This is a genomic window from Kitasatospora papulosa (genome assembly GCF_000717245.1).
Taxonomy (GTDB): Bacteria; Actinomycetota; Actinomycetes; order Streptomycetales; family Streptomycetaceae; genus Streptomyces; species Streptomyces papulosus.
The window spans coordinates 98,173-121,394 of record NZ_JNYQ01000017.1; the positions used below are offsets into that span (position 1 = coordinate 98,173).

Below are 23,222 nucleotides of genomic sequence, written 5' to 3' on the forward strand. Positions count from 1 at the left end.
AGCGCCTGGGTGTGCTGATGTGCGGGATGCGAGGGACTATCGGAGCATGAGTGGTGATGATCCACTGGCGCCGTCCGGAGAGTGGGACGGGCGGAGGCCCTCAGGGCAGGCCGCAGGCGGTGCCATGCCGCCGGCCCGGTCCTCGGTCCCGTCGGCCTGGCGGCGGAGGGGACGGCCGTGAACGAGGAACGTCTCCTCAGGCGGTACCAGGCGCTCATGGGGGCCGTGCCGCAGTCGGTATGGGTGATGTCGCCCGGCGGTGTCGTCACCGTGTTGTCCGGAGGCGGGATCGCCGAGAAGCTGTGGACTCCCGGCACCGATACCTCGTGGATGGATGCCGTGCATCCCAAGGACCGGGACTGGTTCCAGCGGGCGTGGCGCAGGGCCACGCAACAGCGGTCCCCTCTCGACACGAACGTCAGGGTGCGGCTCGACGGTGCCGTCGACCGCTTCCGCCACGTCAAAATCATCGCTGCGCCCGTTGTCGACGAGGACGGTGAGGTGGAGTTTGTCGGAACGGCCACCGACGCGGAGGAACACTGGCACGGCCGTATGCGGGAGAAGTTGCTGGCTCGTATGGCGGCGGTGCCCGCCGCCCGCGATCTTTCGGAGGCTTTTCTGACGACGGCCGCAGCCGTTGTGCCCGAGCTCGCTGACGCGGTGGCCATCTTCCGTCTCGTGGACGGCGTCGAGGCCGGTGTGCGGCCCGCCGACGCACCAGCCGCAACGTCGCCGGAGCGTGTGGGGCTCGCCCCGGGGCTGCCCTCCCTGCCCCCGCTCGACGCCGATTTTGTGCTAGGCCCGGTCGCCCAGCGGGCGATCGAGAGCCAGGAGGCCAGCCTGTTGGCCTTCCCTCCCGACGGGCCTCCCGGGGACGGGCTCTCGGACGTTTCCGTACGGTGGCTGCGGGAGGCCGGGGCGACTGGCATAGCGTTGGTGCCCGTGGTGGTGGACGGCCGGACCGTCGCGCTGGCGACGATCGCGACGTGTCGGGGCAACCCGCCCCCGGACGAGGCCGACCTCTCACTGCTGCAGGACCTTTTTCAGCAGATGAGCGGGCCGCTGCGCCGGACGATGGAGTTGCAGAGCATCCGTGGCAAGGCGCTTGCGCTGCAGCAGTCGTTCCTGGCGGCCCCGCCGTCCATCGACGGTCTCACGATCACCGCGCTCTACCATCCGGCGGACTCAGCGGCGGAAGTCGGCGGGGACTGGTACGACGCCGTCCGGCTCTCCGCCGACGCCCTCGCCCTGTCCATCGGCGATATCGCGGGGCACGACCTCGACGCGGCCATGGCCATGGCACGGGTCAACAGCATCCTGCGGGGACTCGCGTACGACAGCGGCCCGACCGCCAGCCCTGCGGCCACCCTGAACCGTCTCGACCGCATCGTGCAGGCGCTCGACAGCCCGGCGATGATCACGGCCGTACACGCGGTCCTGCGTCGCCGGGCACACGGCGGCTGGTCCATCGCCCTGTCCAACGCCGGGCACCCGCCGCCCCTGCTGATTCCGGCAGACGCGCCGTCGCGGTATCTGCACGACCTCACAGCCCCGGACCCGCCCCTATGCGTCACCGACAGCCTCACCCGCGCAACCCTCTACGCAGACCTGCTTGAGGGCGACACCCTGGTGCTCTACACCGACGGGCTGGTGGAGACGCCGGACACGGACATCAGCGACAGCCTCCGAAAGCTGCGTGAACGCACCGACGCGCTGGCCCGCCAAAGCCCTCCGCTACGCTCCTTGATCCGCGGCCTTCTCCCACCTCTTCACCACCGCCGAGACGACATCGCCATCATCGCCCTGCAAGCCCGGCCGGACTCATGACCAGCCCCTTACCGAGCACCTCATCGGTTGCACCCGGGACAGTGCCTCTATACCGTCGAGAAGGCCCGTCCCCTGACGAAAGAGGCTCTGTATGAACACGCCGAGCGACCGTCAGGACGGACTGGCAACCACACGTGCCCATTCCGCCCGGGTGTACGACTACATCCTGGGCGGCAAAGACCACTACCCCGTGGACGCGGAAGCTGGCGACGCCATGGCCCGGCACTGGCCCGCCCTGCCCGTGCACATGCTGGAAAACCGCCGGTTCATGCATCGAGCCGCCCGTTTCCTGGCAGAGGAACGGGGCATCCGCCAGTTTCTCGACATCGGAACCGGCCTGCCGACGTCGCCGAACCTGCACGAGATCGTGCAGGAAGTGGCGCCGGAATCCCACGTAATCTACGTCGACAACGACCCCATCGTCCTCGCCCACGCCCGCGCCCTCCTGCAGAGTTCACCCGAGGGCGCAACCGCATACGTGGACGCGAACATGCACGACCCCGACGCCATCCTGGACAGCCCCGAGTTCCGGGAACTGATCGACCTGAGCCAGCCCGTCGGCCTCATGGTGATCGGCATCATGCACTTCATCCTGCCGCCCGACGACCGGCGCCTGATCGCTGAGCTGCTGGATCCACTGCCGTCCGGCAGCTACCTGGCCATGACCATCGGCACCGCAGACTTCGCACCCGCGGAGGTCAACCAAGTCGCCCAGGAATACCGCCAGCAAGGCATGCCCTTCGTCCTGCGCGAACTCGCCACCGCCACCTCGCTCTTCGACGGCCTGGAACTGCAGGAGCCGGGGGTCACCCAGGTGCACTCCTGGCGTCCCGGCCCTGAACAGACCGGCATCAACGGCCGTGACATCGCCATGTACGGGGCAGTCGCCAAAAAGCCCTGAGCAGCCGCGGCGTCGACCGGGTACGGAATTCCGTCATCGCAGCCCGCCACCTCAGCGAGCCCGGGCACGTCGTCCTCGGCATCACCGCCGCCGACTAACGACCTCGGGCACGATAAGCATCACCGCAGCTCAGGAGCTTGCACCGACGCAACGCTCGGGCCGTTGACCTGCAGGGATGTGGCGACAGTTCTTATCGTGTACGAGATCTTAGAGAAAGGATCATGGTTTTCACTCCTACGATGGACAGCCGCGATTGCCTTGTCCGCGAGATCGGGACGTCATTGGGTCTTGTCGTTGGCATGCCCGCACCGGGATGATCCTTGATCGTGGATCTCGGCGAACTCAGTGCTGTTGAAAGTCAGTTGTGGCGGTCCTTCGCGCGGGGCGGAGTCGTCGATGTCCACGACGGCTTGTCAGCAGCGGAACGCGCAGTACGGGCCGAGGTCGTCGCAGCACTGTTGCTAGGTGCCGGTGCCGATCCGGCCCCGGGCGACCGCCCGGCGCTACGCCTGACTGGTGCCTGCATCGCGGGCAAACTGGATCTGCGATTCGCCGAGATCGCGGTGCCGATCGTCCTAGAAGAGTGCCACTTCGACGAAGTGCCCTTGCTCGAGGGTTCCAAGATCCGCGAGCTGGCTCTCAGCGGCTGCACTCTGCCAGGTCTCGCAGCCGACACTGCCCAGATCGACGGCCGGCTAGTCCTGTCCCGCTCCCACTTGACCGGGCCCCTCGTACTCACCCGCGCACAGATTCACAGCAACCTGGACGTCCGCGACACCGTAATTACCGTGCCCGGCACCGAGGCGATATCCGCAGTTCGCCTTACCGTGGGCGGCGACGTGCTGTGTACCAACCTTGCCGTCCAGGGAACATTCCGCATCTCTGGCGCCACCATCTCCGGCGAGTTCGACCTCGAGAGCGCCTCGCTGAGCAACCCGGGCGGCAACGCCCTGGACGCCTATCACGTCCATGTCACCGAGGACTTCACCTTCCATCCGGGCTTCAGCGCCGAAGGGCGGATCATCCTCTCCGGCGCCACGGTCGCGGCGGCCATCGGCTTCTGCGGCGCCCGGCTGAACAACGCCAGCGACATCGCGCTGGAGGCCGTCGACGTCAACGTCGCCCGCAACTTCGACCTCGGCCTGGGCCTCAGCGTCAACGGCGGCATCAAACTCGACGGCAGCCGCATCGGTACGCAGCTCAGCTTCCGGAACTCCACGCTGACGAACCCCGGGGGCACCGCCCTGTCCCTACGCCTGACACAAGCTCGGGAGACTGATCTCCGCACCCGGCAACCAATCGACGGCACCGTCGACGCAAGTCACGCCCAGCTCGGCACCCTGTACGACGCACCCGCCACCTGGCCCGCCGACCTCCGGCTGACCGGGACCACCTACGACGCCCTCGCCTCCCCGCTGACCGCCACCGAACGGCTTGACTGGCTCCGGCGCAGCACCAACGGCTACCTCCCACAGCCGTTCGAGCAGCTCGCAGCCGACTACCGGCGACTCGGACACGAGGACGAAGCACGCACGGTCCTCCTCGCCAAGCAACGCCACCGCCGTTCCACGCTCCCCTTGCACCTCCGCGTCTGGGGTTACCTCCAGGACGCGACCGTCGGCTACGGATACCGGCCGCTCCGTGCCGGCCTCTGGCTCATGGCTCTGCTCGCCTGCGGCGCTCTCTTCTTCGGAGCGCATCCTCCCGCACCCCTCGAAGCGGCGAAGGCACCTCCGTTCAGCGCCGTCTTCTACACACTCGACCTTCTTATCCCGATCACCGCCTTCGGACAGGAGACCTCCTTCGCGCCACGAGGCAGTGGGCAATGGCTCGCCTACGCACTGACCGCTGCCGGATGGATCCTGGCCACGACCGCCGCCACCGGTATCTCACGAGCGATCAGCCGCCAGTAACGAACCAGCAGCCACGACAGCAAGCGGGCCGAACCGGTCGCCTGGCTGAGGCCGATTCGGGGTGTCGGCTCAGCGAGTGGGGCCGAGCAGGTGCTGCTCGGTGCGGGCGACGATTCCGAGGAACGTCGCGTCGTCGCCGTATGCACGCGCCAGGATCAGCCCGCCCTGTATGGGCGACGACCGCGTCCAGCGCGCAGTCCGCGACGCGGGCCTACATGATCACGGAGTTCTCGACGCTCAGCGATGTGAAAACCAGCCGTGCGAGGCTCCGCCCTGTGCGGTTACTGCGTCCCGTCGAACGGCAGGACATCGGCTTCGCTGGCGTCGAGGGCCCTCGGCCTCGTCCTCAACGCTCTCGCGCTCTTCAACACCCGCTATATGGACGCCGCAATCACCCAGCTTCGCGAGGACCGCTTCGACGTCCGCGACGAGGAGGTGGCCCGGCTCTCGCCATTTGTGCGGCACCACATCAATATGCTCGGCCGGTACTCCTTCCAGCTCCCGGACCTGCCGGGCGGCCTGCGCGATCCTGCCGCCCGCCGTCGTCAGACGCCGCAGCACGGCGCGTTCGTGGACGATGTCGCCGCTCCTGAGCGCCGCGTTCTCACCGGCTGGCTGGGCCCCAGGAGTTTCCCGAGGCTCGGCCAGCCGGCCCGCCTGCGGCGCGTCACACGCCGGCGGATGAGCTTTGTCGTCGGGATAGCGATAGCCTGCGTCGCTCTCGGTCGATCTCGGTTACGACCACCGTGCCTCATCGCCGACCTGAACGACATCTCCTGGAGTCTCCGACGGTGTCCAGGCGAGCTCTCGCAGGTGAACCAGTCCCTCGATCCCGTCGGCGACCTGGACGAAGACGCCGAACGGGATCAGCTTGGTGACCTGGCCAGGCAGTTTCTGCCCCACCGCGATGGTGTCGGCGAATACCTGAAAGGGTCCGGCTGTGTGGCCTTCAAGGACAGTCTGACCTCCAGGTTCCATGAGTCGAACTCGAGGAACTCGCATGAGACGCGCTGCCCGACCTGCACGACGTCGGTGCTGCCGCGAAGCGTCGCCAGGACAGTTCAGCGAAGGAGATGAACCCGACGCCGGGAAGACCGGATGGTCGGGGCCGTCATCCAGCGCAACGAACACACCGAACCGTTCGATCGCTGTGACGGCGCCGGAAAGGAAATCGCCGCGGTGCAGCGACTCCAGGAATGCCCAGAGGTCTGGGTTCTCAGACGGTCCACTCATCATGCTTCCAGCCATGCGCACAACCTGGGTCGACGGGCGGCTACCGCCAGCATCTCCTGGAGCACGCCGCCACCCTCGGCATCGACTTGCGCATCGTCCGCCGCGACCCCACCACCAGAGTCCTTACCGTGCTGCCCCGCCTAACGACCTCGTGCACGATAAGAACTGTCGCCCCATCCATGCAGGTCAACGGCCCGAGTGTTGCGACGGTGCAAGCCCCTGACCTGCGGTGATGCTTATCGTGCACGAGGTCGTTAGCATCCCCTCGCATGAGCGCAGTGGTCGTCACCATCGGGCTGGCACTGGCCGGCTATGTCGTCACATACCTCAACAGCGTTCGGCTGGCTCAGCGTCAAGAACGACTGGCGCGAGTGAACCGGCAACTCGCCTCTTTTTACGGTCCGTTGTTTGCCCTCACCGAGGCCAACAGCCGTACGTTTGCCGCATTCGTGGAACGTCATGCCCGCCCCGGTGGCCGGTCACCGTTCGCCGGTGAAGCCGCGCCGACTGAGGAAGAGCTCACTGAGTGGCGTCTGTGGGTCACCACCGTGTTCCTGCCGAACATCCAGGCCATGCGTGATCTGGTCGTCAAGCACGCAGACCTACTGACCGGCTCCATGATGCCGCCGTTGCTTCTCGATCTGTGCGCGCATGTGTCGGGGTACGAGATCACTGCCGCACGATGGGCGCAGGGCCACCACGACGAGCACCTGTCAGTGGTGTCCTTCCCCAGCGAGCAGCTCGCCGCCTACGCGCGCCATGGATTCACGACGCTCAAGACGGAGCAGACCCGCCTGCTGGGTCAACGGCGACGGACATGACTCATGGCATCGACATCTGTCCCATGCGGGCGCTCTCGCGTCCAGGAGCTGCCGGCGAGGCGGGCTGGCCGGGGGCGAACATGTCGTGGGGCGCGCGCTCAATGCATCAACCGGTGTTGGTGATGGTGTCGCGGGCCTTCCGACGGAAGTCCTGGACGGCTTGGTAGAGGGCATGTTCCATCCGCGCTGCGCGAGCCAGGTTCTCGGTCCGATGCGTCGTGTCGCCAGCATGCGCGTCGTCGACCATCCCTCGCATGACCTGGGAGAGGTCGCCGGATGCGCGGGCCACACGTTCTGCGGAAGCAGCCAGCGCGGCAGGTCCTTCGAGCATGACCACCTCAACGGCCCGGTGCACCTCACGGGCCAGCGACACGAAGCGGCGGACCGCATCGTCGATGTCCGCTACCGGGGCGTCTCGGCGGAGCAGATCAAGGATGCCGTCCATGGCGATGTCCCGGGCGTGCAGGGCGCCGAGGTAGACGGCGCAGGCGTCACGCCGCTGCTGACGGTGCCACTGCTTTTGCTGCGCTTTCGCCTGCGAGCGTCCGGTGATGAAAGCAGCGCCCAGCGTCGCCAGGGAGCCGACGGCCGCGCCCAGGACCGCCGCGAAACCTGAATCCATGCCGTCAGTCTGCCCCCTCCCCCGCAACGCAGGCAGCCGCCGGTCTAAGCCCTCGCCTCCGCCACCGTTGCATCCCGGACATCTTCGTGATCGCCTCGGGGCGTCCCAAGCTTCTCAGCCGCCAGTGACCTGAAGCGCCAGCCCGCGAGCTGAACAGCTCAGACGGTGGCGAGACTCGCCCGGGCCGCGGCCATGAAAGCGTCCTTGTGCGCTTCGACGTACTCGTTGACCTCGACCTGGCCGATCTCCCGCCACACCGCCTGATTCAACGCCCGCGCATACCCCTCCGCGGGAGCGTGAAGACTGGCGTGGCACAGCAGCACCAGGTGCCGCTCGGCGATCCAGAGCCTGCCCATCACCGCCGACGCCACCGCATGCCAACCCTCGTCATCCTCCCCGCTCACCGCTTCACCCCACCCCTCAGGGCGCCGGTATGCCACACCTTCTGCTTCCTGCACACACGCCAGAAAATCCTTGATCGCCTGCAACTGCTCCGCCCGACGGCTCTCAACCCCCGCCGCGATCTGCCGCCGTTCATCCAACCGCTCAGCAGAACGCTGAGTGGCTCGCTGCGACAACGCCGTCAGACCTCCGCCCAGCACCACACCCACGAGCGAAAACAACGGCGCCCATACCCCCGCCTCCACAAAACCACCCCCTACTCACCATGCCGTAGACCATCAGAACTCGGGGCTGTGGCATCCCGCCAGCCAACCGCAACAAGCAGCTGCCCGCCAGACATTCGGAACTGGCCACCTGGGTTTGTACACGACTTCGGGTTCTGTCTCAATTTGTAGTCCGAATACGGTTTCGACGCTGAGACGAACACGGTCCGGGTCGTTCATCACCACTCGGTGCGGCTGCTGCTGATGTTCCGCTCGTTGACGCGCGAGCAGCCACCTGGCAAGTGGAAGCACCTGCACGACTACGACCTGTCCTTCGGGCGTCTCGCGGACGCGGTCGGCGCCAGTTCGCAGCTCCGGTACGGCCAGCGCTGGACCGGGCCTGATCTGCGGATGCGCTGCACCACGACCGAGCCGGCCTACACGTGGCCGGGCGGAGCACCGTATGACGGGGAGTCGACGTTGACCTGGATGGTGCCGGGCTACGGCTCGCACGCCACCAAGGACGAATTCTTCCGGGGCGTCACGCACAACGCGCTGTGCGGGTTCCGCTGGGTGAAGGGCGGCCGGCCGCGCCGGGTAGAGGGACTGCCGGAGTGCCGACGCGAAGTCCAACTCGATGTCGACCGCCCCCGCGGCGCCTGGTGACAACCGCGCGCGACTACGCGTTGCCGGCGCCGGGGTGACTACTGCTGGATACGGTCCTGTTCTCCCGAAGCTGCCACGAAGCGGCTAGTAACTCAGCGTGTTGTTGGGGCCTTGGCTTCCGTACGGGTTTGGAACTTCGGGGCCAGCGAGGGCTGCGAAGTCGGCGTGAACCTGCTCGACGGCTTCCGGGTACGCCTCGCGCTTGGCGTGCTCGGCGAGCACCCGGTAGATACTGGCAACCGAGGGGTTCTGACCCTTGCTCGAACGCGTGGAGTGATAGCGGACTCTGATTCTGGTGGGGATGCGTGGACCGTCGTCCGGTAAAGCTTGTCTTGGACGTCCTGCTGATGCTGCTCGGGGCTCTGTTGGGCATGGCGGCCAACTACGCCACCAGTCAGACGGATCATGTCCCGTGGCCACTGCGCCTGTTGCGGGAATGGTCGGTTCCCTTGGTAGCGGTCGTGCTCTTGCTTCTCGTCGCGGGACAGGTCTGGCTGCACTTCCTGGAGCGGCCTGTCGCGATCGCGCGGACGTGGAACTCCGAGGACGATGGCGGCGTGTTCTTCGGCCGTGACCGCGAGATCAGGGATCTCGTCGGCAGGCTCAATCCGTCCGCCCCGGCCCGTGCGCACCGGTTCGTCGCGGTAATCGGTCCCTCCGGGAGTGGTAAGTCCTCGCTGGTGCGGGCGGGGCTACTGCCCGCCCTGAGGCGGCGGCGGGCCGGTGGGTGATCACGCCGGCGTTAGCACCGGGCGCCGATCCGCTGGTGGGCTTCGCGTCGAGTGTCGCTGCGGTGCTGCCCGATATGACCGTCGAGCAGGTCCAGACGGAACTGGCCCAGGGGTCTGCGGGCATACGGCGGTGCCTGGACCGGCTGCGCACGGCGCGGTTTTCTCGCTGATCGATGAGTCGCTTGCGGCGGATCCGCATCTGTGGGTGGTGGCCACCCTGCGATCGGATTTCCTTACCGACTTCCTGGGAACCGCATACGCCGCGCTGATTCACCAGCCGACGCTGGTCGGTGTGCTCGGCCGCACAGAACTGTTCGAAGTGATCGAGAAGCCCGCAGAACAGGCGGCCCTGAGCTTCGCTCCCGGGGGCGTGGCCCGGATGGTGGACGACACAGAAGGCGGGGACGCACTGCCGCTGTTGGCGTACACCCTTCAGGAGCTCTTCCTGCGGGTCAGCTCTGGTGGGACGGTGACGGAGGACGACTACCGTCGCCTGGGCGGGGTCGCTGGGGCACTGTCCGAACACGCGGACCGGATCACCGCCGACTTGCGTGCGGCCGACGCGGACACGCCTGTGCTCTCCACACTGCTGAAATTCGTGACCCTGGAGCACGGCGAACCGACCCGCCGCCGCGCGCACCGCGACGACCTCACGCCCGACGAACGCACCGTGACCGATGCGTTCGTCACCGGATGCCTGATCACCAGCGACAATGCCGTGCTGGACGTCGCCCATGAGGCGCTCTTCCGCCAGTGGGCCCCGCTACGTCAAGCTGCCGCGGCCAGTACCGACAAGCTGCGGCGCCGTACGGAGCTGGAAAGGTGGGCACAAGACTGGGAACGCTCTAACCGGCAAGACGCAGCACCTCATCACGGTTCTTGGCCTGCTGCATCCATGCGGGCAGGCGGGCGACCACGGTCATCTTTCGGCCGTGGTCGTGCCAGGGAATCGCTTCACGCAGTGGTGCCTGCACGAATCGTCTGATCAGGTCCAGGTGTTCCAAGTTGTAGGCCCATATCCACCCGTGCCGGGCCTCGGCCTGCAGCCAGAGACGGACATCGAAGTATGGGTCCGTGGCCGGCGCGTGCCGGTCCCGATGCAAGACCACACCGCCACGACTCCATTCTTTAACCACACCGCAGTTCCGACAAACGAGGCGCCTTGGTGCGAAGAGAACCTGGTCGTGCAGCCCGGACCGATGCGGTGCTATACCGACGTGCGCGACCTTCTCGCAGCCAGGACAACACACGAGGACCGACGCGAGAAAGTCGTACTTCGTGCTGCGAGGGTCCCGGAACCGATGACACCTGGAGCTCGAGCTCATCGAACCAGTATGCGAGCCACGGGCAGAAACCTCCTACGGGTTAAAAATCAAGTTGGCAGAGGAACCGGAATCGGGCGACCCGGGCAGCGACGGCTTCGGCGACGTCGTCGGAAACCGTCCAGCCGCAGACGCCCGTGCAAGGGACGCCGCAGGCGTGGCTATGCGTTCCACCTGGTATCCGTTCGGACTGGGACCGTTTCCAGAAGCTGGCTACCCGCGGCCGCCGGCCCGGAGACCGGTATCCCAGACGTGGAGAACGCGCTCAGTTTGGTCCGCGGCAAGCCCTCCGAGGGCCATGAGTACCATGAGCCGAGCCCCTCCAGCAGGAGGTCACTTCCCGAGTTGTCGACGGCACCCGCACTCTCGCCGCCTGGCTCACCGAAGACAACGATCCCGACATGGACGCGACCCGGCACGCAGCCCTTCGTGGCCTAGACATCGACGAAACGTGGGAAGTGCTCCACCGCGATTGGATGCGCATCGAAGGGGCAACCGGCAACACCGCAGGAGTCCGGAAGGCCATCGCCCGCCTGCAGCGGGTCTCCCGCACCTACGACATCTCGCTCGAACCTCTCACCGAACGGATGATCGACCTCGTCTTGTCGGAGTCTCCCCTGCAGGTACCTGTGCGCCAACCGACCTGCAACGTTGATTACTTCCAGTCAGAGCGTGTCAAGAGTTCGACAGGCGTAGCATCGCCGGCCGTCGGATACCGGGTGGAGAGAGTCGTGAGAGCGGTAGGTCCCAGGATCCCTCTGGCCGTTGTGGCCGCCCGTCCGAGTCGCGGACGTTCGCCCCTTTCCGGCAGGAGGATGCTCATGCGTCTTCGTCGTCTCGTCACCGCCGCCCTTCTCGCGGCCACCATGGCCGGCCCCACCGCGGCAGTCGCCTCGGCCGCCCCTAAAACCGACCCGGACGAGAACTACCTCACCGACACCAAGTACCAGGCCATCTCCTTCGGCATGAGCAGGCAGCAGGTCGCAGCCGTCATCGGCACACGGCCGCACTGCTCCGGAACCGGGAGCGACGGCCCCCTGGTGTGCTGGGCGAAGAACCAGTTCGACGATCAGACAGGGTCCTTCACCTTCAACACCGCTGATCAGCTGACGAGGAAGGAGAAGGACTACGCCTTCGCCTACGCCTGGTACACACGCGATCTGCCCATGATCATGACCAAGGCCCAGTACGAGCAGCAGTTCGCGGTGGGCGACACGCTGGCCGAGGTCAACGCACGCATCGCCGGCACGGCATGCACCGACAGGTGGGTCGAGTACCCCGGCTACCCGTCGCCCAGCGGCTGGAAGACCATGATCCAGTGCACCGGCACGGTCTCCGAGGCCTACCCCGACATCGAGTTCCACTTCACCGACGGCGTACTGACGCACAAGACCTACTACTCCCGCAACGACCCCCACTGACCCGTCCGGCAGCCTCGAGCGCCCCTCTCGGCCCCTCTCCCGGTTCCGGGGTGTCCCCCGATTCCGGCGCCCCAAGCCGCAGAGGAGCGCAAGCGTCCGGCGATAGGGCGCGAACTCCGCGCACCAGGCCTGAGCGCCGGGCGCTCCGGGACGGTATCGCCCCCGGACCTCACTGACGTACAAGATCACGTACAAGATCAGCGAGTGGCGACCGGCGAAGGAGCCGAAGGACTCGGGGATCGCGTCGTCCAACTCCTTTGGTTCCGGCAACAGGGCATAGAAGCCCTGGAGCCGTTCCACCGTATCGGGCCCAGCTCACCAAGGCCGCAACCACCCAGGCCGACGCCCCACCCCTTCCTGCACGGCAAAAGTTTGGCCGCACCTGCCCCGACACGGCCTCGAGTCCTAGGCATACGACGGAGAAGCGCTCCTCGCCATCGAAGTCCGCAGCGGGGGCCGATGATCGAGGCATACGTTCCCCGGTAGGCGCCGGAATTCTGGACCAAGTCGGTGAAGAGATCAGCGTCCTGCGCGACGACCCACTTGATCGTCAGGAATGCTTCCGCCTACTCCCCAGCTTCCGTACTGGTCAGCTTCTCCCAGGAGACGGTGCGGTCGCACCAGCGCCCCAGAAGCACCTGGTCGTGGCCCACGGCAAGCAGTCCGGCGCCGGTGGCGGAGCGGTACTCCTCGACAGCGGCCACCAGAGCGGCGGTGGTGGAGGCGTCCAGCATCGCGGTCATCTCGTCGCAGATGAGCCAGCGCGGGCGTAGAAGCAGGGCGCGGGCGAGGCAGGCACGTTGGAGCTGGCCGTCGCTGACCTCGTGGGGCCGACGGTCCAGAAGGTCAGGGGTGAGGCCGACGGACGGGGCCAGTTCAGCGACCCGCTCTCGTACTTCATCACGGCGTCCGGTGGCGCGCAGGGGCTCGGCGATCAGGTCGGTGAGCCGCAGCCGGGGATCGGCGGAGAGGCGGGGCTGCTGGAAGACGACACCGATGGCGGTGCGCTGGGCGCATGGGGCGCGGTGCCGCCAGCGGCGTACCGGGTCGCCGTCGAGCAGCAGGGTGCCGGCGTCGGGGCGGTGCAGCAGAGCCGCAACACGGGCCAGGGTGGACTTGCCGCAGCCGCTGGGCCCCAGCAGGCCGACGCTCTCGCCGGGCGCGACGCTCAGGGTGACGTCTCGGACGACGGGGGCCTTCCTGTCGTATCCGGCAGTGATGGCCTGGAGTTCAAGCACGAAGGTCCTCCGTCACGTGCGGGTGGTGACAGACGAGCCCGGCGGCCGCCGCAGGGAGGGTGGTGCAGGTGGGGGTAGCCCGCTCGCAACGCGGGGCGAAGGCGCAGCCGTCTGGGAGATCTCCGAGTTCGGGCGGCATGCCGGGAATCGGGATGAAGTCGCGTTCAGGAAGGGCCCCGAGCAGGCCGCGGCTGTAGGGGTGACGAGGACCCGGCAGGCCGAAGAAAGCTGTCGCGTCGCTGATTTCGACGATGCGGCCCGCGTACATCACGGCCATGCGGTCGGCGATGCGTTCGGCGGCGGCCAGGTCGTGGGTGATCACCAGCAGGGCTCGCCGGCCGACGTCCACTTGGCGGCGCAGCTCATCGACGGTGTGGTGAACCAGGTCGCGGTCGAGACCTGTGGTTGGTTCGTCGGCGAGTAGGAGAGGTGCGTTTCCGATGAGGGCGAGCGCGGTGGCGGCGCGCTGGGCGAGGCCGCCGGAGAGCTCGTGCGGATGGTGGTCGAGGTGACCGGCGGGGAAAGCCGCGCGTTCGGCGGCTGCTTCGGCCGCCTGTCGCACGGCTGCCCGACCGCGCGTGCCGGTCAACGCGACGACTGTTTCCTCCAACTGGGAGCGGACCGTGCGGACCGGAGTGAGGTGGGCGGCAGGGCTCTGCGGGATGAGCCCGATCAGCCGGCCGCGTACCGTGCGGGCGAGGGTGCGTTCGTCCGCGGCTAGCAGGTCCACGTCGCCGAGGTATGCGCCGCCCGCGGCCTGCGCGTTGGCGGGCAGCAGGCCCAAGAGCGCGGAGGCAAGGACGGACTTACCGCAGCCGCTCTCGCCGACCAGGGCGAGACACTCACCTGCTGCCACGTCGAAGTGGGCGTCAGTGACGGCGGCGATCCGGCGTCCGCTGGGCATGAGGAAGCGCACCGAGAGTCCGCGCACGGAAAGGACTGGGGCGGTCACAGCATCAGCTCCGATCGGCGGCGGGGATTGATCCGCTCCCGCCAGGCACCGGCGAGCCCGGCGATGGCGAGCGTGGGCACGATGATGAACAGCCCCGGGAAGAGGGTTGGCCACCACTGCCCGGCCAGTAGCGAACCCCGTGCGCCCTGGATGAGGTTGCCGAGGCTGGCCAGGTGCGTGGGCAGGCCGAGCCCGAGGAAGGACAGCGCGGATTCATGCCACATGGCGTGCGGCACCATCAGGACGGCGGCCAGCGCGGCCTGCGGCAGCACCGCGGGCAGCAGGTGCCGTACCGCCACCCGCCACCGGGAGGCGCCCCCGGAGATGGCCGCGTCGATGTAGGGGCGGGCGCGCAGGGAGAGCACCTCGGCGCGCACGATCCGGGCGGTGGACAACCAGTGGGTGAGCGCGACGGACACAATCACCGGCCATACACCGGGCCGGAACATGGCCACGATGAAGATGCCTAGCAGCAGGTGCGGCACGGAGGAGAAGGTGTCTACGAGCCGCATGAGGGCCCGGTCGGCCCTGCCTCCCAGCGCACCGGCGATCGCCCCGATGGCCGTGCCGATGACCGTCGCGGTGAGCGCGGCGGCGGCACCGACCAGCAGGGAGACGCGCAGGCCGTAGACGCAGCGCAGAAACAGGTCTCGGCCGAGGTCGTCGGTGCCGAACGGATGCGACCAGCTCGGCGACAGCAGTTTCGACGACAGGTCGACGGCCTGCTGATCAAGCTGGACCAGCGGCGGCACGAGGAGCACGGCCAGCACGGTCGCGGCCACCAGCGCGGCGGAGATGCGTACGCGCACCGTCCGGGTGGAGCGGCGGCTCATGCCGTACGACCGCCAGACGGGGCCGGATGTAGCCGTGGGTTCACATGTCACTGAACTTCACCCTCGGGTCGAACAGGCCGTAGAGCAGGTCGGCGAGGAGGTTGCCGAGGAGCACGGCGGCAGTGGCGAGTGTGGTGAGTGCGGCCAGGAGGGGGAAGTCGACGGCGGTGGCCGCTTCCACGGTGGCCGCCGCTATGCCGGGCCAGCTGAAGACGCTCTCCACCAGCAGGGCGCCGGTGATGAGTTCGGGCACGCGGGAGCCGACCAGGGTCAACACCGGCAGCAGTCCGGAGCGCAGGGCGTGGCCGAGCAGGACGGTGCTCTCGCTCAAGCCCCGGGCGCGGGCGCCGCGTACGGGGTCCTCGGCGAGGGCGTCGCTGACGCCTTGGCGAACGTACAGGGTGAACCAGGGCAGCTGGGAGACGGCGAGTACCCCTGCCGGCAGCACGATGTGGCTCGCGACCTGCCTGAAGGTGACCTGCTCGCTGGCGGTGTCGGTCAGTCCACCCGCCGGGAGCACCCCGAGCTGGAGGGCGAACAGCCAGACAGCCAGCAAGGCAAGCCAGAAGACCGGTGCCGCCTCCAGAGAGTAGGCGGCGGAGGTGACCACCCGGTCGAGCAGGGATCCGGGACGGCGGCCCGCCAGCACCCCGAGCACCGTTCCTGTCAGCACGGCTACCAGGAACGCGACCGCGCACAACAGCGAGGACCAGACGAGACGTTCGCCGATCACCTCGGCCACCGGCTGCCGCAGCACACTGGACTGGCCGAAGTCACCGGTGACGGCGGAGGTGAGCCAGTGCCACCAGCGTGAGGTGAACGGCTGGTCCACGCCGAGGTTGTCCCGCAGACGTTCCAGGGTCTCGGCGTCGGCACCGAGCGCCGCCGTGCCGGCGTACGCCTTGACAGGGTCGAAGGGGGAGGCGGCGGCGATCGCGAAGACACCGAAGGTGACAACGAGCAGGATCGGGGCGGCGAACAGCAGCCGTCGCCCTGCCAGCCGTGCCATCGCTCCCCAGGGGAGTCGGCTCACTTCTTGGGCTGCCAGGCTTCGAGGTTCCACCACGGGCCCGAGGCGAAGCCGTGCTCGTGCGGCTCCACCTGCGTGGTCAGACCGGTCCAGCGGTCGGCGAGAACGTAGACGTGGTCGATGTGGGTCAGGAAGGTGTAGCCGGGGTTCTTCACGAGCTCGCGCTGGAGGCGGTCGTAGGCGCTCCTGCGGGTCGCCTGGTCCGAGCTGCGGCGGCCGGTGTCGAGAGCCTTGTCGACGACCGAGTCGTCGTAGCGGGCCATGTTGTTGAAGCCGTCGCCGGCGAGCGAGGAGTGCAGCAGGGTGTAGAGGCCGTAGTCGGGGTCGCCGTTGCTGCCGAAGCCAGCCAGGACCGCGTCGCTCTTCATGCGCGGCTCGATGACCTCCCAGGTGGCGCTCTCCACCTTCACCTCGATGCCGGCCTTCTTGGCGTCGGAAGCGTAGGCGAGGGCGTGGTCTTGGCGGACCTTGTCGCCCGAGGGGTAGAGGAGTGTGAACGAGGCCCGTCGGCCGTTTTGGGCGCGGATGCCGCCGTCGCCCGTCTTCCAGCCAGCCCGGTCCAGGATCTGCTTCGCCTTGGCGAGGTCCTGCTGGCGCTCGATGCCCTTGGCGAACCACGGGTCGCCGACGGGCAGCGGCCCGTACGCGGGGTGCCCGGCGCCGTCGAGAATCTTATTGACCATGGCCTGCCGGTCCACGGCCGCGTCCAGGGCCTGGCGGATCGCGCGGTCGCTGGTGACCTTGTTCTCCCGGGGGAGGGTGACCGTGCGGAAGTCGTAGGTCTTCGCGTCGTACGTTTTCTTCGAGCTGTCGCTCTTGAAGGTGGCGGCGAGGTTGGGCGGCAGGACCGCGCCGTCGAGGTCGCCGGAGCGCAGCCGGGTGGCGCGGACGTTGTCGTCCGCGATGATCGCCATGGTCACCGTCTTCGCCTTCGGCGCACCGCCCCAGTGGTCGGGGTTGGCCTTGAAGGTGAGCTTCTCGCCCTTGCTCCAAGAGGCGAGCAGGTAGGGGCCAGTCCCGACCGGCTCCGTGCTGAGGGAGCCGGTGTTGGGGTCCTGTCTCTTGGCGATGTGCTCGGGGACGACGGGCAGCACCGTGCGGCCGGCGAAGGGGGCGTAGGGGTACTTCAGGGTGAAGACCACCTTGGCGTCCCCTTCCGCCCGGACGTCCTTGATGGCGTCCAGCTCGCTGCGGCTGGTGTTGTTGGTCTTCGCGTCGAGGATCGTGTCGTACGTATAGACCACGTCGGCCGAGGTCAGCGGCTCGCCGTCGCTGAACTTCACGCCTTCTCGCAAGACATAGGTATAGGTCAGGCCGTCCGCGGCAACCTCGGGCAGGGCCTTCGCGAGGGCCGGCTTCAGCTTCAGGTCGGTGTCCCGGGCCAGGAGCCCGTCGAAGATCTTCGAGTTGCCGTCCTTGCCGTACCCGAGCAGCGGACTGAGCGTGTCCGGCTCGGACGCGACCCCGATCACGACGGAGTCCGCGGCTGCACCACTGCTCGTACTGTTGCCGGGCGCCGAGCAGGCGGCGACGCCGGTGAGTATTGCCGCCGTGGCAGCGGCTGTCCGTATCCGACGGGCCGTCATGGACCTCACACCCTTAATGATGAGCTCAAGCTACTGCATATCATTCGCAATAAGGGTTACCCGGGCGGGTCAGAGAACAATCCGGTACCAGCAAGTTCCTCTCAAGCCTCCGCCCGACCAAGCCACAAGAGAGAGGCAGGCGTCCATGACGCAACCTGCCAACGGTCCTGACCTGACCGGGGTCAGCGACGAAGACCGCTGGTCGTAGTGCCTGCAGCCGCTACCCCGGTGGACACGGTCACGGTGTTCCTCGCCCACCCGCAGCGGATCACATTGGTACTCAGCCAGGCAGCCCCCACATCCCATGCCAGAGCCGGAGGACCTATGGAGCTGGTACGGACACAGACAATGTCCCCAGACTGCAGTCGGAAGCGGTCAAGGCTCCGAGCGGCCCTCTCCGCCACCCCCGGTCATCGGCCAGCTCCTCGATCCGGCCGTCACGCGGGTCCTGGGGACAGACGAGCGGAACACCGTCGACGGTCGCCATGTGCTTTTTCAACAGGCTGTAGAACGACCCTGCCTGGGTCCCTCCCGTGGTGGACCTGGTCCCACACAGACTAGACAGCACCACGCTCTCCCACTCGACGGCGCCGCCTTGCCCCGCCCCAGAGCGGTTCCGCGCCCAGGTCCGCCTCCCGCACCACACGCTTCCGGAGCGCCAACTCGAAGAGGACTTCAGCGTTAACCGCTTCGGCGGCGCCTCGGCAGGGTCTGTGCACCTCGATGTGGTCCATGGGGCTGAGCGACCAGCCCCGTTCCTGAACCGTCTTCCTGTCGACGACCGTGGTCGATACGCGCGATGGAGCTGGGTATGGTCGCCACCAGGATGGTGCTGCAGTTCCTCTTCGACGGCGAGGAGGACGAGGCCGACCTCGACGAGTACGCCCTCGACTGCGGTCATCGGTCCGCAGGTCTGCCTGTCTGGCTTCCCGCGGGCGGGGAGTGGTCCGGAGCGGGGTCAGCAGTTCCTGCTGAACCACGCTACGGAGCATGGGAACTGGGTGCTCCATACGCCAGATGACTCGCTTTCCCTGACCAATCTTGGGGTTCTTTTGCGCTCGCAGCAGGTCGGGGCGACGCGCCTGACGGGGCCGCGATCTCACTGGCGAGCAGTGGGCAATGCTGGAACCGTCGCAACCGAAGGGCGCGGTAGTGGGACGGCCCGTTGTATGCCGCGCGGCAAGGGCGGTGGTGGTTCGGTCACCGGTGGTGGGGTCGCGGCTGACGGTGTGCATGTCGATGCCGAGAGTGGCGGCGTGCTCGACGAGGTGCTGGCAGTAGCCGCCGTTGACCCAGGTTTTACGAATGGTGGACGTCCGACCTGCGTGACCCAGTGCCGACGTCAGGCGTGACGCATCTCCTGACCAGGAGCGGGCGAAGCGCGAGCGTACGGCCACGGCCGCCGCAGGCTCGGTTCGTCAGACGCGGGGAACGGCCCACCCAACAGCACATCCACACCATCAGTCGCACGCCCAACGGCAGCGACTACGGCATTGACCTGCTCAACTGCACTTGGAGACCGACCACAAAGGCCGGACGGCACCGGTCGTCCACTCCGTCCGCCGCGGATGTGACACTAAGGAAATGCTCATACAGTTGTTCGCCGCGACCGGTGTCCTGGCTGTGCTCACCGTGGTGCCCGGGCCGGACATGGCCGTGGTGACCAAGCGTGCCGTCTCCTCCGGCTGGCAGGACGGGCTGCGGACCGTGGGCGGCATCACGGCAGGGCTGATGGTCTGGGGGGTGCTCGCGGTGGCCGGCCTCGCCGCTGTCCTGGCCGCGTCCGCCACCGCGTACACCGTGTTCGCACTGGCCGGCGCCGCCTACCTGGTCTTCCTCGGCTTCCAGGCGCTGCTCCAGAATCGTCGCGGGCGCTTCCAAGCACCGGCGGCGACCCTCACCCCGCCTCGCGGCAACCCATGGCGGACCGGCCTGGTCAGCAACGTCTTCAACCCCAAGATCGCCGTGTTCTACACAGGTCTGCTCCCGGCACGGGCCCCGACCGGGCTGTCCGCCCACAGCGGCATGACGCTGCTGGTCCTCGTACACGCGATGCTCACCGCGGTCCGGCTCGGCGGATACGTCATGCTCCTGTCCAAGGCCCGTTCCTTCTTCGAGAAGCCGGCCGTGCGCCGGGGCATGGACCGTGTCACCGGGACCGTACTGATCGGATTCGGGCTGCAGGTGGCCACCACCCAGCCCTGAGTTCCCGAGCGCACCGAGCGGTACGGTCCCCGTCGAGCCAGTGGGCCCGGGGTGCCGACGGGCACAGTCCTGGCCGCCGCCCGACCGCGCCGTCACCAGGAAAGGAACATCAGGATGACAAGCGACGACGACCCGGTTCTCGACGACCCGGTGGGCCGGTCGCTCGGCGGTCGGCACGCGCATCTGGCCCGCCGCCTCGGCCGGGCCGCCACCTACCTCACGGACGTGGCAACCTTCGCCTCCGTGTCCACACAGCCGGACGCTGCCGACTGGGCCGATCTGGCAGAGCTGCTGGGCCCGGGTGCCTTCGCCGACATGTTCAGCTGTCCGGCTGCTCCACCGCCGAGTTGGGAGCCCGTCTTCAACCTGGAGGGCCGTCAGATGATCTCGTCCGGCGCCGGCCACCCGGACGGTCCCGGCGCCCAGTCCGGCGCCGACCTGGTCGAACTGGGCCCGGACAGCGTCCCCGACATGCTCGACCTCGTCGCACGGACCGAACCGGGACCCTTCTGGCCGCGCACCCACGAACTCGGCACCTACCTCGGGATCCGCGTCGACGGCACCCTGGTGGCGATGGCCGGAGAACGCCTGCGACCGCCGGGATGGACCGAGATCAGCGCCGTCTGCACCGCCCCCGAAGCACGGGGGCGGGGCTACGCCGGCCATCTGGTCAGCGCGCTCGCCGCCCACATCGTGGCGCGAGGCGACCGGCCCTTCCTCCATGTGGCGGAGACGAACACCAGCGCCATCGCGCTCTACGAGCGACTCGGTTTCAAGAGCCGCCGCCAGGTGACCTTCCGGGGCTTCCGCACCCCCTGACCGCCTGTGCGCACCGCCTTCCTGGAAAGCGCGCAAGGCCCGCCGCGAGTACGCGAACAGGGTCAGCGCCCTCAACCCCTGACCATGATCGTTCTCACCGACAGCCGCTGTACCGATGTTCCACGAGGCCGGGTCCCGACACTCGGCGGCAGCTGAAGGCCGGCGGCCACTGCTCCCCGCGGAAGCGGGCATTGTTCCCGGTGGATCAAGTTGAGTCCCCAGAGTCCGGTGAGTGCGCGGTACTCGGTCTCGTCCTTACAGCCTTCGCGGTACCGGGGCAGGGAGGGCCCCACGCCACGGCCACTGTTGAACGGCATCTGGTATGCCTCGCGCTAGTCGTCGCACGTCGCTCCTGCGGCGCCCGACGACGACCGGCCTGCACAGACGTGGGCCCGGCCTCCTCAGCGGAGCCGGGCCCAGGGTCTTCTGGTGGGTTGGATTCAGTTCACGGTGAAGAAGTAGTCGTAGGGCGCAAGCTGAAGGCCCGAGCGGGTCGTCGCGTAGACCGTGAGGTCATGCCAGCCATCCGTGGCCGGGCTCCAGTCGATGCTCGCGGTGTGGTCGGTACCCACGGGGACCGTCACCTCCGGGTCACCGTTGTTGAAGCTGTAGGTGAAGCTCACGACATCCTTCACCTTGGGTGTGAACGTGAAGGTGCCCGGAACGCCGATGCCACCGCCCGAACGGTTCTCCGGGTAGGTGACCGAGGAGACATCGGGGGTGGTGTCGAAACTGATACCCCACCACGCTGCGTCGCTCACCCATCCGTTGCCGCTCCTGCTGCGCACCTGGAGGTGCTCGCTGTAAAGGTCGTCCAGCGTGAGCTCCACCGTCGCAGTGCCGTCCGGTCGTGCCGTGACGTCGAAGGTCCTGTCTTCCTGACTTCCGATGGTCTTGACGGAGTAGCTCACGACAGGGCTCTTCGCCTGCAGCTCGGGGTCGGGGCTCAACGTGAACTCGGTCAGCTGACCGAACTCGGGTTCCGGGACCGCCGGTGAGATGGTGGGCGCCGTGGAATTGACTTGGAAGTCGTACCTGGCGATCCCCGACCCGTTGTAGGCGCGGTCCAGGCTGCGCACCCACAGCGTCATCGGACCGGAGCCGGTCGGCGGCACCAGACTGAGCGTGGTCGAGCCACCGAGCGCGTTGGCGCGCTTGAAGTACTTTGTATCGGCGTACGGGTCGACGGGCTGCGGAATGCCGTGGTCACCGATACTCGTACCGATGACCGGCAGGGTCTGCTGCCAGGAGAACTCGAAGCCCTCGACATCGTCGACGCCGTTCGCGCCGAGCGTGAACTCGACCGGCTCGCCGCCCTCGTTCCATGTCTCGGCTTCGTAGTTCGACGAGGTGATGGAGGGGGCATTCGCAGGTCTGCTGTTGTCGACGGTGACATAGCAGGGTGCTGACCAGTCCGAGACCGCGTCCCCTACCACCGTCCGCGCCTGCCACGCGTAGCTCTGCCCATCGACGAACGCGCTTGCCGGAAGGGTGGCGGGAGCCTCGAATCCAGGGCTGGCGTGGTCGCGGGTTACCGTGGTGATCTTCGAGGGATCGGCTACCGGCCAGACCTGGTACCGCACGCTGACGCGGGCGCCTCCCGTGGCCTCTGTGACTCCGGGGATGCCTTCCACCAGCAGACCTTCGCGGGCCCACCGGTACGAAGGCTGCTGTGCGTCCGTCGCGCAGTGCCTGTATTCGTTGAACAGATGAGTCGGTGGGGTGAGCGTCCCGTCGACCGCGTTCGCCGGGGTTGCGGCGCCGGCCAGCGCCATGGCAACAGCTCCCAGAGAGGCGAGAACTGCACGCGGTCTCGCGCCGAAGGACATGGTCAAGTGGTTCCTCCCGTTGATCGCACGCAGGGTGCCCTGATGGGCACGTATGTGCGAGCGGCGAGCGCATCGTATCTGTGTGTCGTCGCCTGGCGCGCAGGATTTGATCAGTCGAGCCATGGTTGCCCTGCCCGGAGAACCGGGACTTTGTCGAGCAGCTCTGCGGACCATCCCGCTGACGTGGGCGGTAACTTCACCGCGACCGGGCAGTCGGCGGGAGCTCGGACAGCGCCTGCATGCACCGGCAACGTCGAGCGAACCGCGGCCTGCAAGGAGGCGCAGACCCTGCCCGGGGCCGCTGGCTTTGATGTTGAACAGGCAGCAGCCCCGGAAGGTGATGTGGTCAGTTCCACGCCGGGGACGGCATGTGCAGCAAGGTGCCTCGTCCGGGATGCTGGCATCGGCCGCACCGGAAGGATTTCCCCAGCGTCGCGCATCAGGCTGCGGCCGAGGTAGACGTCGGTCGAGGTGTTCGCGCCCGTCCCAGGGATGGGCGCGGGCCGCCTCCGTCCTTCCTTGAGACCATCGCATTTGGCGAGTCTGCGGTGGCAGATGCGGGTGCAAGCGATGCTGGTGAGGGACAGGAAGTGGTCGCCGTCGGCGGAGCAGGTGGGCTCGTCAGCGGCGCGCCGGGTTCCGGCCGCGCCGCTGTTGAACTGTGGTCA

General features: G+C 67.7%; 20 protein-coding genes and 3 pseudogenes. 13 read left to right on the plus strand and 10 right to left on the minus strand.

The window, feature by feature from the left end; genetic code table 11:
* Window positions 1-177: 177 nt before the first annotated feature.
* From IA22_RS0130400 to IA22_RS0130415, 4 genes and pseudogenes are all read left to right on the plus strand, one after another.
* Window positions 178-1,827 (plus strand): SpoIIE family protein phosphatase, encoded by a 1,650-nt coding sequence (locus IA22_RS0130400; protein WP_030125439.1) that lies wholly within the window; start codon window positions 178-180, stop codon window positions 1,825-1,827.
* 91 nt (window positions 1,828-1,918) lie between these two features.
* Window positions 1,919-2,728 (plus strand): SAM-dependent methyltransferase, encoded by an 810-nt coding sequence (locus IA22_RS0130405; RefSeq protein WP_030125440.1) that lies wholly within the window; start codon window positions 1,919-1,921, stop codon window positions 2,726-2,728.
* A 326-nt stretch (window positions 2,729-3,054) separates the two neighbouring features.
* On the plus strand, window positions 3,055-4,641 hold the full coding sequence (locus tag IA22_RS0130410) for a hypothetical protein (protein ID WP_030125441.1): 1,587 nt from the start codon (window positions 3,055-3,057) through the stop codon (window positions 4,639-4,641).
* 258 nt (window positions 4,642-4,899) lie between these two features.
* Window positions 4,900-5,148: pseudogene (locus tag IA22_RS0130415) on the plus strand (Tn3 family transposase); the annotation flags it as partial.
* Window positions 5,149-5,376: 228 nt separating this feature from the next.
* On the opposite strand, the gene IA22_RS35585 reads toward IA22_RS0130415, so the two are convergent.
* Window positions 5,377-5,889 (minus strand): S1 RNA-binding domain-containing protein, encoded by a 513-nt coding sequence (locus tag IA22_RS35585; RefSeq protein ID WP_319302587.1) that lies wholly within the window; start codon window positions 5,887-5,889, stop codon window positions 5,377-5,379.
* Here IA22_RS35585 and IA22_RS38145 point away from each other — a divergent pair.
* Together IA22_RS38145 and IA22_RS0130420 are read left to right on the plus strand one after the other, a co-directional pair.
* Window positions 5,882-6,023: pseudogene (locus IA22_RS38145) on the plus strand (IS5 family transposase); the annotation flags it as partial. The gene IA22_RS35585 and the pseudogene IA22_RS38145 overlap by 8 nt on opposite strands.
* Window positions 6,024-6,143: 120 nt before the next feature.
* Window positions 6,144-6,695 carry a hypothetical protein gene (locus IA22_RS0130420; RefSeq protein ID WP_030125443.1) on the plus strand — a complete coding sequence of 184 codons (552 nt, stop codon included), beginning with the start codon at window positions 6,144-6,146 and terminating at the stop codon, window positions 6,693-6,695.
* Window positions 6,696-6,801: 106 nt separating this feature from the next.
* Here IA22_RS0130420 and IA22_RS0130425 read toward each other — a convergent pair whose 3' ends face one another.
* Both IA22_RS0130425 and IA22_RS0130430 read right to left on the minus strand, forming a co-directional pair.
* A complete protein-coding gene (locus tag IA22_RS0130425; protein ID WP_015575586.1) occupies window positions 6,802-7,317 on the minus strand; it encodes a hypothetical protein in 516 nt (171 codons plus the stop codon).
* A gap of 158 nt (window positions 7,318-7,475) precedes the next feature.
* Window positions 7,476-7,928 (minus strand): hypothetical protein, encoded by a 453-nt coding sequence (locus IA22_RS0130430; protein WP_015575587.1) that lies wholly within the window; start codon window positions 7,926-7,928, stop codon window positions 7,476-7,478.
* Window positions 7,929-8,171: 243 nt separating this feature from the next.
* Between IA22_RS0130430 and IA22_RS0130435 the strand changes: the two genes are divergently transcribed.
* From IA22_RS0130435 to IA22_RS0130455, 4 genes are all read left to right on the plus strand, one after another.
* Window positions 8,172-8,588, plus strand: a complete 417-nt coding sequence (locus IA22_RS0130435; protein ID WP_030125445.1) for a hypothetical protein — start codon at window positions 8,172-8,174, stop codon at window positions 8,586-8,588.
* Window positions 8,589-8,920: 332 nt separating this feature from the next.
* Window positions 8,921-9,319 carry an ATP-binding protein gene (locus IA22_RS37780; protein ID WP_015575590.1) on the plus strand — a complete coding sequence of 133 codons (399 nt, stop codon included), beginning with the start codon at window positions 8,921-8,923 and terminating at the stop codon, window positions 9,317-9,319.
* 130 nt (window positions 9,320-9,449) lie between these two features.
* A complete protein-coding gene (locus tag IA22_RS38150) occupies window positions 9,450-10,304 on the plus strand; it encodes an nSTAND1 domain-containing NTPase (RefSeq protein ID WP_015575592.1) in 855 nt (284 codons plus the stop codon).
* A gap of 1,158 nt (window positions 10,305-11,462) precedes the next feature.
* The gene (locus tag IA22_RS0130455; RefSeq protein WP_030125448.1) at window positions 11,463-12,062 is read left to right on the plus strand and encodes a BLIP family protein; all 600 of its coding nucleotides are present in this window, start codon (window positions 11,463-11,465) and stop codon (window positions 12,060-12,062) included.
* Between the two features lie 566 nt (window positions 12,063-12,628).
* On the opposite strand, the gene IA22_RS0130460 is transcribed toward IA22_RS0130455, so the two are convergent.
* The 5 genes from IA22_RS0130460 to IA22_RS0130480 are packed head-to-tail and all read right to left on the minus strand — an operon-like array spanning window position 12,629 to window position 17,701.
* Window positions 12,629-13,300, minus strand: a complete 672-nt coding sequence (locus IA22_RS0130460) for an ABC transporter ATP-binding protein (RefSeq protein WP_030125449.1) — start codon at window positions 13,298-13,300, stop codon at window positions 12,629-12,631.
* Window positions 13,293-14,252, minus strand: coding sequence for an ABC transporter ATP-binding protein (locus tag IA22_RS0130465; protein ID WP_015575595.1), 960 nt, complete (start codon window positions 14,250-14,252; stop codon window positions 13,293-13,295). Before IA22_RS0130465 ends, IA22_RS0130460 begins: the two co-directional genes overlap by 8 nt.
* Window positions 14,249-15,085 carry an ABC transporter permease gene (locus IA22_RS0130470; RefSeq protein WP_051694860.1) on the minus strand — a complete coding sequence of 279 codons (837 nt, stop codon included), beginning with the start codon at window positions 15,083-15,085 and terminating at the stop codon, window positions 14,249-14,251. Before IA22_RS0130470 ends, IA22_RS0130465 begins: the two co-directional genes overlap by 4 nt.
* Window positions 15,086-15,125: 40 nt before the next feature.
* On the minus strand, window positions 15,126-16,094 hold the full coding sequence (locus IA22_RS0130475; protein ID WP_030125451.1) for an ABC transporter permease: 969 nt from the start codon (window positions 16,092-16,094) through the stop codon (window positions 15,126-15,128).
* Between the two features lie 20 nt (window positions 16,095-16,114).
* Window positions 16,115-17,701, minus strand: a complete 1,587-nt coding sequence (locus IA22_RS0130480) for an ABC transporter substrate-binding protein (RefSeq protein WP_030125452.1) — start codon at window positions 17,699-17,701, stop codon at window positions 16,115-16,117.
* An 811-nt stretch (window positions 17,702-18,512) separates the two neighbouring features.
* On the opposite strand from IA22_RS0130480, the gene IA22_RS35605 reads away from it, so the two are divergent.
* A complete protein-coding gene (locus tag IA22_RS35605; RefSeq protein ID WP_015575599.1) occupies window positions 18,513-18,722 on the plus strand; it encodes a hypothetical protein in 210 nt (69 codons plus the stop codon).
* A 184-nt stretch (window positions 18,723-18,906) separates the two neighbouring features.
* Here the strand turns inward: IA22_RS35605 and IA22_RS38355 are convergent.
* A pseudogene (locus tag IA22_RS38355) lies at window positions 18,907-19,008 on the minus strand (IS5 family transposase); the annotation flags it as partial.
* Window positions 19,009-19,285: 277 nt separating this feature from the next.
* Here IA22_RS38355 and IA22_RS0130485 point away from each other — a divergent pair.
* Complete coding sequence (locus tag IA22_RS0130485) at window positions 19,286-19,906, plus strand: LysE family translocator (protein WP_030125453.1); 621 nt, start codon at window positions 19,286-19,288, stop codon at window positions 19,904-19,906.
* A gap of 114 nt (window positions 19,907-20,020) precedes the next feature.
* Window positions 20,021-20,725, plus strand: a complete 705-nt coding sequence (locus IA22_RS0130490) for a GNAT family N-acetyltransferase (protein WP_030125454.1) — start codon at window positions 20,021-20,023, stop codon at window positions 20,723-20,725.
* Between the two features lie 440 nt (window positions 20,726-21,165).
* On the opposite strand, the gene IA22_RS0130495 is transcribed toward IA22_RS0130490, so the two are convergent.
* Window positions 21,166-22,500, minus strand: a complete 1,335-nt coding sequence (locus IA22_RS0130495; RefSeq protein ID WP_245229626.1) for a hypothetical protein — start codon at window positions 22,498-22,500, stop codon at window positions 21,166-21,168.
* Window positions 22,501-23,222 lie beyond the last annotated feature (722 nt).